Below are 14,349 nucleotides of genomic sequence, written 5' to 3'. Positions count from 1 at the left end.
TGGGCCTCGCTGCGCTCGGCGCCAACCTACGGCACCGTGCCCTGTCGTTCCGTAGCCCGGGCTTCAGCCCGGGAAGGGCGCTCACGGACCCGCAAGGACTCGCGCGACAGCCATGAAAAAGCCCGCCATCGAGGCGGGCTTTTTCATGTCCGGGTTCAGAGCGTCGCGGGGTTGGAGGCGGCGTTGGTCAGGCGGCGCGCCTGCTTGAGGTAGCCGGTGAGTTCGCGGGCGGGCAGGGGCTTGCTGTACAGGTAGCCCTGACCCTCGTTGCAACCCTGGGAGATGATGTACGCCTCCTGCTCCTGGGTCTCCACGCCTTCGGCGATCACCTGCATGCCCAGGCTGCGGGCGAGCTGGATGATGGCACGCACGATGGTGGCGTCGTCCTCGTCCTCGAGCACGTCCTGGACGAAGCTCTTGTCGATCTTGATCTTGTCCAGCGGCAGGCTCTTCAGGTAGCTCAGCGAGGAGTAGCCGGTCCCGAAGTCGTCGATCGCGATCAGCGCGCCGGAGCGGCGCAGGCTCAGCAGGTGCTGGGCGGCGGTGGAGATGTCCTCCATCAGGCCGGTCTCGGTGACTTCCACTTCCAGGCTGCGCGGCGGCAGGCGGTAGACCTGCAGCAGGTTGTTGACCACACGCGGCAGCTCGGCGTGGTGCAACTGCACGGTGGAGAGGTTGATCGCCATGCGCAGTTCGCTGAAGCCCTGGTCGTGCCATTCGCGCAGCTGGCGGCAGGCCTGGTCGAGCACCCACTCGCCGATGGGGATGATGGAGCCGTTCTGCTCGGCCAGGGGGATGAACAGGTCCGGCGGCACGAAGCCATGCTGCGGGTGCTGCCAGCGCAGCAGCGCCTCCACGCCGACCACGCGGTGGTCGCGGTAGTCGACCTGGGGTTGGTAGACCAGGTGCAGCTCGTTGCGGTTGAGGGCTTCGCGCAGGTCCTTCTCCAGCTCGCGGCGGCGACGCATCTCGCTGTCGACGCTGGCGATGTAGAACTGGTAGCGGTTGCGCGAGCGGCTCTTGGCCAGGGTCATGGTCTGTTCGGCTTTCTGCAGCAGCTTCTCGGTGCTGTCGCCGTCTTCCGGGAACAGGGTGATGCCGATGGTGGCGCGCAGGCGCACTTCCTGCTGTTCCAGGGCGAAGGGCGCCTCGAGGTCGTCGAGCACGCTCTGGGCCAGTTCGGCCGCTTCATAGGGTTGCTCGATATCGGCCTGGACCAGGGCGAACTGGTCGCCGCCCAGGCGGGCCAGCGCGCCGAGCCGGCCGCTGTGGCCGCGCAGGCGGTCGGCGAGGGCGATCAGCAACTGGTCGCCGGTCTGGTAGCTGAACTGCTCGTTGACGCCCTTGAAGTCGTCCAGCCCCACGCAGAGCACGGCGACGCGGCGCTGCAGGCGGCCGGCATCATCGAGGATCTGGTCCAGCTGCTGCTGCAGCTGCTGGCGGTTGGGCAGGCCGGTGAGGAAGTCGTACTGGGCCATGCGCAGCAAGCTGTTTTCCGCTTCCCGGCGCAGGTGGGTGTTGCGCTCGATGGAGGCCAGCAGCTCGTTGGCGGTGTTTATCCACAGCCCCAGTTCGTTCTTCTCGTTGCCCTTGAGCATGGGCAGCTTGTGTTCGCTGGGGCGGTCCGGGTTGATGTTGGTGAGGTGCTCGATGATCTTCGACAGCGGCTTGGTCAGCAGCCAGTGGTAGACCGAGTAGAGCACCAGGCCCATGGCCAGGGCGCGCAACACGCCGGAGATGAAGATGATCACCGAACTGATGACGAAGTCCTCGCCGTAGGGCGCGGTGTCCAGGGTGATGTTGAGGTCGCCGTAGTACTCGCTGTAAGGGCCGCGACCCACCAGCTGGGTGGTGAAGTTCTGTTCCTTGCCGAGGATCGCGTCGGTGAGCCAGCGCGTCGGCAGCTCCATCAGCGGGCGCGATTTTTCGGCGAGCATCGGCTCGTTGGGGTGGCCGATGGCGGCGAAGCGGACCGACTCGTGCTGGAACAGGCCCTCGATGACCTGCATGCCCATCTCCCGGTCGAGGCTGTAGACGGCCTGGGTCGAGGGATCGCGGAACATGCCGAGGATGCGATGGGCGTCGTTGGCCACCGCCTGACGTGTCTTGTAGACGTCGAACACAATCTGCGCGCAGCTCAGCACCACACCGACCACCAGCGCGGACATCAGCACCACGCGGAGCAACTTCAGCGACAAGCTGTGTTTGAGATCCAGCTTCAAGTAGGGATTCCTTGTTCGATGCCGGTAGGCGTCAGACCGCTTGAGTATTGGCAAACACGAGATAGCCGTCAAAGGGCCATTACGCAAATGCGGGTATTTTCACCTTGCCCGGTCCTCTACCGGCGCATGGGCGGACGAACCTTGTCCCATCCCGCACTGTGTCGGTGCACATCCTCCCTACTTGAATGCCGTTCGACGGATTTATTCTGGCACAGCCTGGGCGAATGCCTTGGCGATCCGGCGGACGGCGAGGCCCGCTTGCCCGGCTGCGCGCCGTCGAGCGCCATGGCCCTGCAAGCTTCGCACCGGGGCGCGTCCGCACCGGGCGCGCAAATGAAAAGACCCGGCACCAGGGCCGGGTCTTCTCGTGAAGCTGGAGCGGGTCTCAGGCAGCGTAGTTCTTGGCTACGAAGTCCCAGTTGACCAGGTTCCAGAATGCCTCGACGTACTTCGGACGCAGGTTGCGGTAGTCGATGTAGTAGGCGTGTTCCCAGACGTCGCAGGTCAGCAGCGGGGTGTCGCCGCTGGTCAGCGGGCAGCCGGCACCGATGGTGCTGGCCAGGGCCAGGGAGCCGTCGGCCTTCTTCACCAGCCAGCCCCAGCCGGAGCCGAAGGTGCCGATGGAGGTCTTGCTGAACTCTTCCTTGAACTTGTCGAAGGAACCGAAGGCGGCGTTGATGGCGTCAGCCAGGGCGCCGGTGGGCTGGCCACCGCCGTTGGGGCTCAGGCAGTTCCAGTAGAAGGTGTGGTTCCACACCTGGGCGGCGTTGTTGAAGATGCCGCCCGACGAGGTCTTGACGATCTCTTCCAGGCTCTTGCCTTCGAACTCGGTGCCCGGAACCAGGTTGTTCAGGTTCACGACATAGGTGTTGTGGTGCTTGTCGTGGTGGAATTCCAGGGTCTCGGCGGAAATGTGCGGCTCGAGGGCATTCTTCTCGTACGGCAGCGGCGGCAATTCGAAAGCCATGTCTATCTCCTTCATCAGGTCTGGATTTGTGCGCGAGGCGCGGGGCCGTTCACGGGCGGCCGGTAGGCGGCTGCGAGTTTGTACTCTTTTTTGCCGCGAAGCCCGGATCATAGCATCGGCCCTGCGGCATAACCACGCAGCAAACGTGTGGAAATCGCGGCGCCAGGGCCTTTGCATCGTGCCTGAGGGGTTCGACAAGGCGTGCTCAGAGACCGTTCAGCAATTGTGCGGCCATGGCGAACATCATCAGCGCCACGCCGAAGTCGAGCAGGCGCCAGGTGGCCGGCCTGGCCAGCCAGGGTGCCAGCCAGGCGGCGCCCAGGGCCAGGGCGAAGAACCAGATCAGCGAGGCGCTGGCGGCGCCCAGGGCGTAGGCACCGGGCACCGGCTGCTGGGCGCCCAGGGAGCCGATCAGCAGCACCGTGTCCAGGTACACGTGGGGGTTGAGCAGGGTCACCGCCAGGGCCGCCAGCAGTACCGCCTTGCGTGAGCGCGGGCCGGCGTTTGCCGCCTGGTCCAGGGTCTGTGGGTTGAGCGCCCGGAGCAGCGCCTTGGCGCCGTACCAACTGAGGAAGGCGATGCCGCCCCAGCGCGCGACGGCCAGCAGCGTGGGGTTCTGGGCCAGCAGCGTGGCCAGGCCGAAGACCCCGGCGCAGACCAGCACCGCATCGCACAGCACGCAGAGCGCGGCCACCGGCAAGTGGTGCTCGCGGCGCAGGCTCTGGGCCAGGACGAAGGCGTTCTGCGCGCCGATGGCGATGATCAGCCCCGCCGCCACCAGCATCCCGTTGACGTAGCTCTGCCACATGGCTCAGGCCTCCCCGGCGCTGGCGGCCAGCGCCCGCAGGGTGGAGAGGGCACGCTCGGCATCGCGGCGGGCGACGAAGAGGTGGTCGTGGTAATAGCCGGCGATGACGTTGCAGCTGACGCCGGCCTGGGCGAGGGCGCCGGCGAAGGCGGCGGTCAGGCCGACGGCGGCCAGGGAGGAATGCACCTCCAGGGTGATCCAGGCGGCTACGTAGTCGTAGGCCAGGCCCAGGCGATCGGCGTCCTCGCGGGCCAGGATCACGGTCAGTCCCTCGCGCTCGCGGAAGCTGCCGACGGCCTCGCAGCCCTGCAGCGCGCGGGTGTCGGTGAGGGTGCAGAACACGTAGTCGCCCTCGTTCAGATGCGGGGACATGCTGCGGATCAGCAGTGCGAGGGAGGTTTCGCCGGCCATGGAGGGGGTCCTGTTCGAAGGGGAGATGTGGCGATTCTGCGGAGGAGGCGTGTATAAGAAAAACAAATCATGCTGATCCCCTATTAGGAAAATCGATTTGTTCGACTACAAGTTGCTGGCCGCCCTGGCGGCGGTGGTGGAGCAGGGCGGCTTCGAGCGCGCGGCGCAGGTACTCGGCCTGTCGCAGTCGGCGGTGTCCCAGCGCATCAAGCTGCTGGAGGCACGGGTCGGCCAGCCGGTGCTGGTGCGCGCCACGCCGCCCACCTCGACCGATATCGGCACCCGCCTGCTCAACCACGTGCAGCAGGTGCGCCTGCTGGAGCGCGACCTGCAGTCCCAGGTGCCGGCCCTGGACGAAGGTGGCCCCCGCGAGCGCCTGCGCATCGCCATCAACGCCGACACCCTGGCCACCTGGTGGGCGCGGGCGGTGGCGGACTTCTGCTCGCGCCACGAGGTGCTGATGGACCTGGTGGTGGAAGACCAGGACGTCGGCCTCAAGCGCATGCGTGCCGGCGAGGTGGCGGGTTGCGTATGCGGTGCCGAGCGGCCGGTGGCAGGGGCCCGCAGCATTCCCCTGGGCGCCATGCGCTATCGCGCACTGGCCAGCCCGGCCTTCATCGCCCGGCATTTCGCCGAGGGCGTCACGCCGGCGGCGCTGGCCCGGTCGCCTTCCATCGTCTACGGGCCCGACGACCTGCTCCAGCACCGCTACATGGAGTCGCTGGGCGTCGCCGGCAGCTTCCCCCATCACCTCTGCCCGTCGTCCGAGGGCTTCGTGCGCCTTACCGAAGGCGGCCTGGGCTGGGGGCTGGTGCCCGAGCACCAGGTGGAAGGCCAGCTGGCGCGGGGGGAGCTGCGCGAGCTGATTCCCGGGCGCCCCATCGACGTGCCGCTCTACTGGCACCACTGGCGCCATGGTGGCGAGCTGCTCGCCCAGCTCACCGAGCACCTGGCCCACGCCGGTGCCCGCTGGCTGGTGCAGGCCTGATTCAGGCGATGCGGATGGGCCCGCTGCCCGGCAACTGCTCCACGCAGCGCTCGCCGAACAGCAGCGACGGCGTGCGGTAGCCCCCGGGCCCGTTGTAGGCGAGCAGGTGGCGCACGGCGAGCAGCACGCCGTGCACGGTGACCTCGTAGCCGTTAGCGGTTTCCAGGTGCGCGGTGCGGGTTTCCCCGGCGGCGTTGCGCGCCTCGCCCCAGACCCAGGTGCGCAGGCGTTCACGGGTGGCCTGGTCGGGGCCGCGCACGCGCTTGTCCACCTGGCCCTTCAGCCACTTCTGCGCCCCCGCGCCGCCCAGCAGGCCGCGCAGCGGGTCGATCAGGCGCATGCCCAGGGCCGCCACCGGTGGTGCCGGCAGGTAGACCTCGATATTGGGGATGCCGGTGGAATAATAGGCCGTGGCCACATCGCCCCAGGGGATGGTCACGGCGTTCTTCTCGCCACGGCCGAAGTCGATACGTCGCTGGCGATAGCCCAGGGGCACCCCGACCCGCTCGCCATCCCGGCGTACCTGCCCGCCCAGGCGCAGCCCCTCCACCGAGGTCTTGGCGGTACCCGGCGACAAGCCGCTGCCGGTGTCGAAGCCCAGTGCCAGGTGGCTGGCATCCGGCAGCGCCAGCTTCAGGCAGGCCGCCACGCAATCGGTGGGAATGACGTCGAAGCCGACGCCCGGGCAGATCACCAGGGCCGCCTCCCTGGCCAGCAGGTCGTAGGCGCGGGCCTGCTCGAACACGGCGATCTCGCCGGTGATGTCGACGTAGTGACTGGCGCTGGCCAGGCATGCCTCGATCATCGGCGCGCTGGTGGCGGAGAAGGGGCCGGCGCAATGGGCCACGACCGTGACCCCCGAAAGTGCCGCACGGCTGGCCAGCGGGTCGGCCAGGTCGAAGGTGCGGGCCGGCAGCGACAGCTCGGCGGCGATGCGCTCCACCTCTTGCGCGTTGCGCCCGGCCAGTATGGGCGCCAGTCCCTGGCGCACCGCTTCGGCGGCTACCAGGCGGCCGGTGTAGCCGTTGGCGCCGTAGATCATCCAGGCTGAATCGCCCATGCCGTATCTCCTCGTTGATGTGGTCGACAAGACTAGCCGTCTCTCCGCCACGTGATGCCGGACCTAGGTTGGGCGTCTTGGCTTTCAAGGTCGGGCCGCTGGCTCGCGACGCCACGGCGCCGCCGGGCCCGCGCTGCTAGAGTCGCAGGCATGACGAGAACACCGGGGGGATGAGCAATGAAGATTCTGGTAACGGGGGCGAGCGGCTTCATCGGCGGGCGCTTCGCCCGTTTCGCGCTGGAGCAGGGCCTGGCGGTGCGGGTCAATGGCCGTCGCCCCGAAGCGGTGGAGCACCTGGTGCGGCGCGGCGCTGAATTCGTCCAGGGCGACCTGGCAGACCCCGAGCTGGCGCTGGCCCTCTGCGACGACATCGAGGCCGTGGTGCACTGTGCCGGCGCGGTGGGGGTCTGGGGCAGCTACCAGCATTTCTACCAGGCCAACGTCGAAGTCACCGAGAACATGGTCGAAGCCTGCCTGAAGCGGAAGGTGCGGCGCCTGGTGCACCTGTCCTCGCCCTCCATCTATTTCGACGGTCGCTCCCACGTTGGCATCCGCGAGGAGCAGGTGCCCAAGCGCTTTTCCGACCACTACGGCGCCACCAAGTACCTGGCCGAGCAGAAGGTGTTCGCCGCCGAGGAATTCGGCCTGGAAGTGATCGCCTTCCGCCCGCGCTTCGTCACCGGGGCCGGCGACACCAGCATCTTCCCGCGGCTGATCGAGATGCAGCGCAAGGGGCGCCTGGCGATCATCGGCAACGGCCTGAACAAGGTGGACTTCACCAGCGTGCACAACCTCAACGAGGTGTTGCTGAGCGGCCTGCTGGCGGCGGGGCCGGCGCTGGGCAAGGTGTACAACATCAGCAACGGCCAGCCGGTGCCGCTGTGGGACGTGGTCAACTACGTGCTGCGCCGCCTCGACCTGCCACCGGTGACCCGGCACATGCCCTTCGCCATCGCCCACGCGGCGGCGACCCTCAACGAGACCGTCTGCAAGCTGCTGCCGGGGCGCCCGGAACCTTCGCTGTTCCGCCTCGGCGTGGCGGTGATGGCGCGGGATTTCTCCCTCGACATCAGCCGCGCGCGGCACTACCTGGAGTACGACCCCACGGCCAGCGTCTGGTCGGCGCTGGACGAGTTCTGCACCTGGTGGAAGGCCCAGCAGCCCTGAGGCGGCTCAGCCGCGCAGCGGGCCGGCGTACTGGGTGTACTTGCGGATCAGCTCTTCCTCGCTCAGCTCCTTCTTCACGCGGATGCCGGTGAGTTCGCTGAGCCGTTCGCCCAGGCTGATGATGCTTTCCTGTCGCGACTCGGCGCAGGCCTTGAGCATCGACTGGATGGCGTCGGGCTGGCTGAGACGGATGTCCAGCGCCTGCTCCTCGCGAATCTGCCGACGCAGGGTTTGCATGCAGTCCAGTACGGCTTTGGTCAGTTCCACGCGTAATCCCCCCATGATCAGAAGAGAGCTCCGTCCGTCTCTTCCCGGATCGGCGGAGCGCGTCGGGCCCCCACTGCACGGGCCCGCCAGGCTGAAGCGCCCCCAAGACGCCCCAAGGGGTGATTAGCAAGGTGCGTACCAGTTCACGTATTCAGGAACCCTGGGGCCTGCAGCGGGTCGATCGACCGTGCGTCGCCCCGTGGCGGTGCGAAATCGCACCAGCTTGGCGCGACGCTGATGCCGCCCGAGCGAAACGGTATACTGGCGCACTTGTGGCCAGCCGCGGCCCTTAGCGCTCTCTTCCGAAGGTCAACCATGCGTAACGATGCTCTCGATGAACTGGACGATGTCCCCAGCCTGACCACCGATTCCCGGGATCGCGACGCGTACGGCCACCATGGCCACGCCGCCCATGCCCAGCCCAGCCATGCGGGCCACGGCCATGCAGCGGCGGTCAAGGTGCCCAGCACCGGCCCGCTGTGGGCGTTGATCGGCGCGCTGCTGATCGCCTTCTGCGGCCTCGGCTGGTGGAGCTTCCAGCAGATCTCGCTGATGGAGCAGCAACTGGTCGCCACCCAGGAGAGCTTCGCCCGCATCAGCGAGGAAGCCGCCGGTCGCATCCAGGACATCAGCGGCAAGGTGGTCGCCACCGAATCCAACGTCACCAGCGGCAGCGAGTCGCTGAAGCTCGAGCTCAAGCAGCTGCAGGCCAAGGTCGCCGAACTGGTCAAGCAGCAGCAGAGCCTCAATACCCAGATCGGCGGCCAGGGCAAGCGTGTCGACCAGATCGCCGCCGACCTCAAGGCCCAGGAAGGCACCGCCGGCCAGCTCGACGGCCGCCTCAAGGGCCTGGCGGATGAGCAGGGCAAGCTCAAGGCCGCCCAGGGCGATTCGTCCAAGGTCGATGAGCGCCTGAAGGCCCTCTCCGCTGAAATCGACGCGCTGAAGAAGCAGGGCAACCCCAACCAGGCGATCAAGAGCCTGGAACAGGACCTGCTCGTGCTGCGCAGCGAACTGGACAACCGCCCGGCACCGGCCCAGAACGTGGGCGGCAACACCGCCGAGTTCGACGCCTTCCGCGCACAGATGACCCGCAACATCAGCACCCTGCAAAGCCAGGTGCAGAACCTGCAGCAGCAGATCAACGCCCGCTGATCCCTGTCGCCATGGAAAGCCCCGCTCCGCAAGGACCGGGGCTTTTTCATGCCCGGACGGATCGCAATGCCGCCGGGGGCACCCTGTTGGGGCGAATTCATTCGCCCGCTCTTCATGCCATCGCGCTCCGTTGTCACCGGCAAAGGTGGTGATGGGTTTCGCTGCGCTCTACGCCATCCTGCGATTCGTGCCGGCTGTGGAATTCGCTGTTCGGACTTATCCATAGCCACGAAAAAGCCCCGGCCTTGCGGGCCGGGGCTTGGTTCATCGCAGCGTTGCCGCTTACAGGCGCGGGTAGTCGATGTAGCCGACCGGGCCCTTGCCGTAGAAGGTTTCCGGGTGCGGCTCGTTCAGCGGGGCATCCTGGGCCAGGCGCGCCGGCAGGTCGGGGTTGGCGATGAAGGGGATGCCGAAGGCCACGGCATCGGCCTTGCCTTCGGCCAGCCAGGCGTTGGCCTGTTCCTTGGTGAAGCGTTCGTTGGCGATGAACACGCCGCCGAAGGCTTCCTTCAGGCTCGGGGTCAGGCTGTCGTCGGCGACCTTCTCGCGGGCGCAGATGAAGGCCACGCCACGCTTGCCCAGCTCACGGGCGACGTAGCCGAAGGTCTCGGCGCGGTTGGAGTCGCCCATGTCGTGGGAGTCGGCGCGCGGCGCCAGGTGCACGCCCACGCGGCCTGCGCCCCAGACCTTGATCAGCGCGTCGGTCACCTCCAGCAGCAGGCGTGCGCGGTTCTCCAGGGAGCCGCCGTAGAGGTCGGTGCGCTTGTTGGTGCTGTCCTGCAGGAACTGGTCGATCAGGTAGCCGTTGGCGGCGTGCAGCTCCACGCCGTCGAAGCCGGCGGCCTGGGCGTTCTCGGCGCCCACGCGGTAGGCCTCGATGATGTCGCCGATCTCTTCGGTTTCCAGGGCGCGGGGCACCGGGTAGTCACGCAGCGGGCGCAGCAGGCTGACGTGGCCCTTGGCGGCGATGGCGCTGGGGGCGACCGGGGTTTCGCCGCCCAGGTAGCTGGGGTCGGAGATGCGGCCCACGTGCCACAGCTGCAGGACGATCTTGCCGCCGTTGGCGTGCACGGCCTTGGTGATGTTGCTCCAGCCCTTGACCTGCTCGTCGCTCCAGATGCCGGGGGTGTCGGGGTAGCCGACGCCCAGCGGGGTGACGGAGGTCGCCTCGCTGATGATCAGGCCGGCGGAGGCGCGCTGGGTGTAGTACTCGGCCATCAGCGCGTTGGGCACGCGGCCCTCGTCGGCGCGGCAGCGGGTCAGCGGGGCCATGATGATGCGGTTGGCGAGTTCCAGTTCGCCGATCTTGATGGGATCGAAAAGCGTTGCCATGGGATACACCTCGGATTAGTCGAGAGCGGTTTCCAGCTCGGGTTTGCGTTGACTGAAGGTCAGGACGGTCGCGACCAGGGCGAGAATCGCCAGCACGGCTGCGGCCAGTGGGACACGGGTCAGGCCCAGGCCCTGGTCGATGACCAGGCCGCCGACCCAGGCGCCGAGGGCGTTGCCCACGTTGAAGGCGCCGATGTTCAGGGTGGAGACCAGGTTCGGCGCACCGGCACCGAAGGCCACCACGTTGACTTGCAGGGCGGGCACGGCGGCGAAGGCGGCCGTGGCCCAGAGGAACAGGGTGATCTCGGTGGGGATCAGCGCCACGCTGGTCCAGCTCAGTGCCGTGGAGGCGACGGCCAGGGCGACGAACACGCCCATCAGGGTCTGCGCCAGCTTCCAGTCGGCCAGGCGACCGCCGATGACATTGCCCAGGGTCAGGCCCAGGCCGATCAGCAGCAGGCTCAGGGTCACGCCGCGGGGCGAGACGCCGGTGACTTCGCCCAGCAGCGGCGCCACGTAGGTGAAGATGCAGAACACGGCAGCGGAGAACAGCACGGTGGTCGACAGCGCCAGCCACAGCCCGGCGCCGTTGAGCGCGGCCAGTTCGCTGCGCATGTCGGCCTTTTCTTCGTCATGCCGGTTGGGCAGCACGCGCCACAGGCCGATCAGCGCGGCGACGCCGATCAGGGTCACGGCCCAGAAGGTCGAGCGCCAGCCGGCGGCCTGGCCCAGCGCGGTGCCCAGGGGCACGCCGAGCACGTTGGCCAGGGTCAGGCCGGTGAACATCAGCGCCACGGCCGAGGCCTTGCGGTTCTCCGGCACCAGGCTGGCGGCGACCACCGAACCGATGCCGAAGAAGGCGCCGTGGCAGAGGGCGGTGACCACCCGCGCCAGCATCAGCAGCTCGTAGTCGGCGGCCACCGCGCACAGCAGGTTGCCGAGGATGAAGATGCCCATCAGTGCCAGCAGCGCGGCCTTGCGGGGGAAGCGGGCCGTGGCCATGGCCATGAACGGGGCGCCCACGGCCACGCCCAGGGCGTAGCCGGTGACCAGCCAGCCGGCGCAGGGAATCGACACGCCGAGGTCGGCGGCCACATCGGGCAGCAGCCCCATGATCACGAATTCCGTGGTGCCGATGGCGAACGCGGACAAAGCGAGGACGAGAAGCGAAGTCGGCATGGGCCTGCTCCTGGAAAGTTGGGGGTCGTAGCAGGTATGAAGGCCTAGAGCTCGTCGCTCATCTGGCGAAGGAATTCACTGATCACGGCTTCATTTCGTTTGAAGAAGTTCCACTGCCCGACCTTGCGGCTGGTGACCAGCCCGGCACGCTGCAGGGTCGCCAGGTGCACCGAGACTGTCGACTGCGAAAGCCCCGTGCGCTGGTCGAACTTGCCGGCGCAGACACCGATCTCGAACGGGTGGTCCTGTTCGACGAAGTGCTTGTGCGGGTCTTTCAGCCACTGCAGCATCTCGCGCCGCACCGGGTGGGCGAGGGCCTTGATGATTTCGTCGATGTCGATGGGCGTGGTCATTGGGCGATCCGGGTGAAGCCATATCGGGAATGGGCGAACTATATATCGGCTCCGGGCGATACAGGATCGTTTGTGCCGATAGTCTTCATCACGGCGGCTGATGGAAGCGCCCCCGGCCATGGGCGTAAGCTTGGCCGATGAATTACCTCGCCCACCTGCACCTCGGCGGCGACCAGCCCGCCCAACTGCTCGGCAGCCTCTACGGCGACTTCGTCAAGGGGCCGCTGGACGGACGCTGGCCGGCGGACATCGAGGCCGGCATCCGCCTGCATCGGCGCATCGACGTGTTCACCGATGCCCACCCGCTCACCGCCGAGGCCAGGGCGCTGTTCCCGGCCGAGCGCCGCCGCGTCGCCAGCATCCTCCTCGACCTGTTCTTCGACCACTGCCTGGCGCGGGACTGGCAGCGCTACGCCGAGGTGCCGCTGCCGGCCTTCACCGGCCAGGTCTACCGGGTGCTGGCCGAGGAGCCGGCGCTGCCCGAGCGGCTGGCCTTCATCGCCCCGCGCATGGCCGCGCAGGACTGGCTCGGCAGCTACCGCGACTTCGCGATCATCGAGCAGGTGCTGCTCGGCATGTCGCGCCGCTTCTCCCGTCCCGGCCTGCTGGACGGCGCCTTCGCGGAGATCGAGCGCCTGTACGAGCCGCTCAGCGATACCTTCCGTCGCTTCTACCCCGAGCTGCAGGGCTTCGCCTCCGAGGCATCCCGCCGCGCTTGACCTGCATCAAGCACCACCGCCCCTTACCGGCGTGCACTATCCGTAACTAACGGTTTACGGAGGTGCCCCATGAAATCCCTGCTGCTGGCGACCGACCTGTCCTCGCGCTCCGAGCGCGCCCTGCTGCGCGCCGCACGCCTGGTGCGGCAGTTCGACTGCCCCTGGTTCATCCTCCACGTGGTCGACAGCGACCAGCCGCAGCTGCGCGTCGAGCTGGAGGTCGAACAGATCCGCCGCGACCTCGAGGCGCGCCTCGGCGAATTCACCGAACGCGCCGGCCGCGCCCCGGAAATCTGGGTGGAAGCCGGTGACCCGGCGCCGCGCATCGCCGAATGCGCGCGCTGGGGCGATATCGACCTGCTGGTGATGGGGGTTCACCGACGCAACGCCCTGCGCGACGTCTTCGTCGGCACCACCCTGGAGCGCGTGGTGCGCACCTGCGAAACGCCGGTGCTGGTGGTCAACCGCGAGCCCGAGTCCTCCTACCGCGACCTGGTGCTGGCCCTCGACCTCTCGCCCACCTCGGCCCGCGCCGTGCGCGCGGCCAAGGCGCTGGGGCTGATGGATGGCGCGCGTTGCCGGGCGGTGCACGCCTTCGAGCCCTTCGCCAAGGTGATGCTGATGAACGCCGGCATCGCCACCCCCGCGCTGGACGACCACCTCACCGGCGAGGAGCGCAACGCGCGGCTCAACCTGGCCGGCTTCCTCGAAGAGCAGGGCCTGCTGGGCGTGGTGGGGGAGCAACGGGTGGAAGAGGGGTTGCCGATGACCGTCCTGCGCCGGGTCATGGCCGACTCGCCGCCGGACCTGCTGGTGCTCGGCACCCGGGGCATGGGCGGGATCAAGCGGGTGCTGATCGGCAGCGTCGCCGATGCGGCGCTGCGCGAATTGGAGTGCGACATCCTCGCGGTCCCGCCGGGGCGGGACTGAGGTTCAGGCCGCCAGCTCCTCGGCGGTTTCCTCGCCGAACAGCCGAGTGCGGATCGCGCCGTGGGCCTGGCGGCTGACCACCGTGCGGCTCTGGTCGAGCGTGGGGATGGGCGGCAGCAGGTGGATCTCCACCTCTGCCACCTCGCTGCCGAGCAGGCGCAGCAGGTGCGAGAGCAGGTCGTCGTCGCCGATGAAGGGCGCGATCCCGTCACGCTGGCCGTCGCGCAGGTAACGGATCGCCACCGGTTGCACCGGCACGCCGGTTTCGCAGGCGCTGGTCAGCAGGCGGCTGTGGAAGGTGCGCAGCAGGCTGCCGTCGGTGGTGGTGCCTTCGGGGAAGATCGCCAGTTGCCGGCCCAGCCCCAGGTGGCGGGCGAGTTGCTGGCCCACCAGGTTGCTGTCGCCCGCGCCACGGCGGATGAACAGCGTCCCGGCCTTGTGCGCCAGCCAGCCCGCGACCGGCCAGGCGCGCACTTCGGCCTTGGACAGGAACGACAGCGGCGCGAGCATGCCCAGCAGCGGGATATCGGTCCAGGACACGTGGTTGGACACCCACAGCATCGGCTGGCGCGGTACGGCCCCCGTCACCCTCACGCGAAAGGGCAGGGCGGCGCTCAGGCGGGCGAGGAACCAGCGGGTCAGGCGCTGGCGCCGCACCATCAGGTCGCGGCCCCGGAACAGGCGCTCCAGCACCCCGACCCAGCAGGCCAGCAGCAGGCCGAGGCCGACCACCGCCAGCAGGCGGGCGATGCGCAGGTACAGGCGCAGCGTGCTCATGCCGACGCCTCCGT

15 protein-coding genes are annotated in these 14,349 nt (G+C 68.2%); 5 read left to right on the top strand and 10 right to left on the bottom strand.

Annotated features, from left to right (window positions below; genetic code table 11):
* Window positions 1-155: 155 nt before the first annotated feature.
* The 4 genes from ACYJSS_RS13975 to ACYJSS_RS13960 all read right to left on the bottom strand — a co-directional run bounded on the left by ACYJSS_RS13975 (window position 156) and on the right by ACYJSS_RS13960 (window position 4,408).
* A complete protein-coding gene (locus tag ACYJSS_RS13975) occupies window positions 156-2,222 on the bottom strand; it encodes a putative bifunctional diguanylate cyclase/phosphodiesterase (RefSeq protein WP_111263061.1) in 2,067 nt (688 codons plus the stop codon).
* 385 nt (window positions 2,223-2,607) lie between these two features.
* A complete protein-coding gene (gene sodB / locus ACYJSS_RS13970; RefSeq protein WP_111263062.1) occupies window positions 2,608-3,189 on the bottom strand; it encodes a superoxide dismutase [Fe] in 582 nt (193 codons plus the stop codon).
* Between the two features lie 205 nt (window positions 3,190-3,394).
* The gene (locus tag ACYJSS_RS13965; protein WP_111263063.1) at window positions 3,395-3,997 is read right to left on the bottom strand and encodes a LysE/ArgO family amino acid transporter; all 603 of its coding nucleotides are present in this window, start codon (window positions 3,995-3,997) and stop codon (window positions 3,395-3,397) included.
* A gap of 3 nt (window positions 3,998-4,000) precedes the next feature.
* Entirely contained in the window at window positions 4,001-4,408 is a 408-nt protein-coding gene (locus tag ACYJSS_RS13960) for an ACT domain-containing protein (protein WP_111263064.1), read from the bottom strand.
* A 91-nt stretch (window positions 4,409-4,499) separates the two neighbouring features.
* On the opposite strand from ACYJSS_RS13960, the gene ACYJSS_RS13955 reads away from it, so the two are divergent.
* Window positions 4,500-5,396: a LysR family transcriptional regulator ArgP gene (locus ACYJSS_RS13955; protein ID WP_236204787.1), complete on the top strand. Its 897-nt coding sequence runs from the start codon at window positions 4,500-4,502 to the stop codon at window positions 5,394-5,396.
* Window position 5,397: 1 nt separating this feature from the next.
* Here ACYJSS_RS13955 and ACYJSS_RS13950 read toward each other — a convergent pair whose 3' ends face one another.
* Window positions 5,398-6,456: a saccharopine dehydrogenase family protein gene (locus tag ACYJSS_RS13950; RefSeq protein ID WP_236204729.1), complete on the bottom strand. Its 1,059-nt coding sequence runs from the start codon at window positions 6,454-6,456 to the stop codon at window positions 5,398-5,400.
* Between the two features lie 177 nt (window positions 6,457-6,633).
* Between ACYJSS_RS13950 and ACYJSS_RS13945 the strand changes: the two genes are divergently transcribed.
* Complete coding sequence (locus ACYJSS_RS13945; RefSeq protein WP_236204728.1) at window positions 6,634-7,623, top strand: NAD-dependent epimerase/dehydratase family protein; 990 nt, start codon at window positions 6,634-6,636, stop codon at window positions 7,621-7,623.
* Between the two features lie 6 nt (window positions 7,624-7,629).
* Here ACYJSS_RS13945 and ACYJSS_RS13940 read toward each other — a convergent pair whose 3' ends face one another.
* Complete coding sequence (locus ACYJSS_RS13940) at window positions 7,630-7,890, bottom strand: hypothetical protein (protein WP_236204727.1); 261 nt, start codon at window positions 7,888-7,890, stop codon at window positions 7,630-7,632.
* A gap of 315 nt (window positions 7,891-8,205) precedes the next feature.
* On the opposite strand from ACYJSS_RS13940, the gene ACYJSS_RS13935 reads away from it, so the two are divergent.
* Window positions 8,206-9,045 (top strand): ATPase, encoded by an 840-nt coding sequence (locus ACYJSS_RS13935; protein WP_236204726.1) that lies wholly within the window; start codon window positions 8,206-8,208, stop codon window positions 9,043-9,045.
* A gap of 282 nt (window positions 9,046-9,327) precedes the next feature.
* Here ACYJSS_RS13935 and ACYJSS_RS13930 read toward each other — a convergent pair whose 3' ends face one another.
* The 3 genes from ACYJSS_RS13930 to ACYJSS_RS13920 are packed head-to-tail and all read right to left on the bottom strand — an operon-like array spanning window position 9,328 to window position 11,909.
* Window positions 9,328-10,377 (bottom strand): alkene reductase, encoded by a 1,050-nt coding sequence (locus ACYJSS_RS13930; RefSeq protein ID WP_173178778.1) that lies wholly within the window; start codon window positions 10,375-10,377, stop codon window positions 9,328-9,330.
* A 15-nt stretch (window positions 10,378-10,392) separates the two neighbouring features.
* Window positions 10,393-11,556, bottom strand: coding sequence for an MFS transporter (locus tag ACYJSS_RS13925; RefSeq protein ID WP_236204725.1), 1,164 nt, complete (start codon window positions 11,554-11,556; stop codon window positions 10,393-10,395).
* A 44-nt stretch (window positions 11,557-11,600) separates the two neighbouring features.
* On the bottom strand, window positions 11,601-11,909 hold the full coding sequence (locus tag ACYJSS_RS13920; protein ID WP_111263072.1) for an ArsR/SmtB family transcription factor: 309 nt from the start codon (window positions 11,907-11,909) through the stop codon (window positions 11,601-11,603).
* Window positions 11,910-12,046: 137 nt separating this feature from the next.
* Between ACYJSS_RS13920 and ACYJSS_RS13915 the strand changes: the two genes are divergently transcribed.
* Together ACYJSS_RS13915 and ACYJSS_RS13910 are read left to right on the top strand one after the other, a co-directional pair.
* Window positions 12,047-12,628 carry an acyl carrier protein phosphodiesterase gene (locus tag ACYJSS_RS13915; protein WP_236204724.1) on the top strand — a complete coding sequence of 194 codons (582 nt, stop codon included), beginning with the start codon at window positions 12,047-12,049 and terminating at the stop codon, window positions 12,626-12,628.
* A gap of 69 nt (window positions 12,629-12,697) precedes the next feature.
* Window positions 12,698-13,558, top strand: coding sequence for a universal stress protein (locus ACYJSS_RS13910; RefSeq protein ID WP_236204723.1), 861 nt, complete (start codon window positions 12,698-12,700; stop codon window positions 13,556-13,558).
* A 3-nt stretch (window positions 13,559-13,561) separates the two neighbouring features.
* Here the strand turns inward: ACYJSS_RS13910 and ACYJSS_RS13905 are convergent, their stop codons facing one another.
* The gene (locus ACYJSS_RS13905; protein WP_236204722.1) at window positions 13,562-14,335 is read right to left on the bottom strand and encodes a lysophospholipid acyltransferase family protein; all 774 of its coding nucleotides are present in this window, start codon (window positions 14,333-14,335) and stop codon (window positions 13,562-13,564) included.
* Window positions 14,336-14,349 lie beyond the last annotated feature (14 nt).

The sequence above is a fragment of the Pseudomonas sp. No.21 genome, from assembly GCF_054558415.1.
Note: the sequence above shows the minus strand (reverse complement) of the source record. Positions and strands in the feature narration are given on the sequence as shown.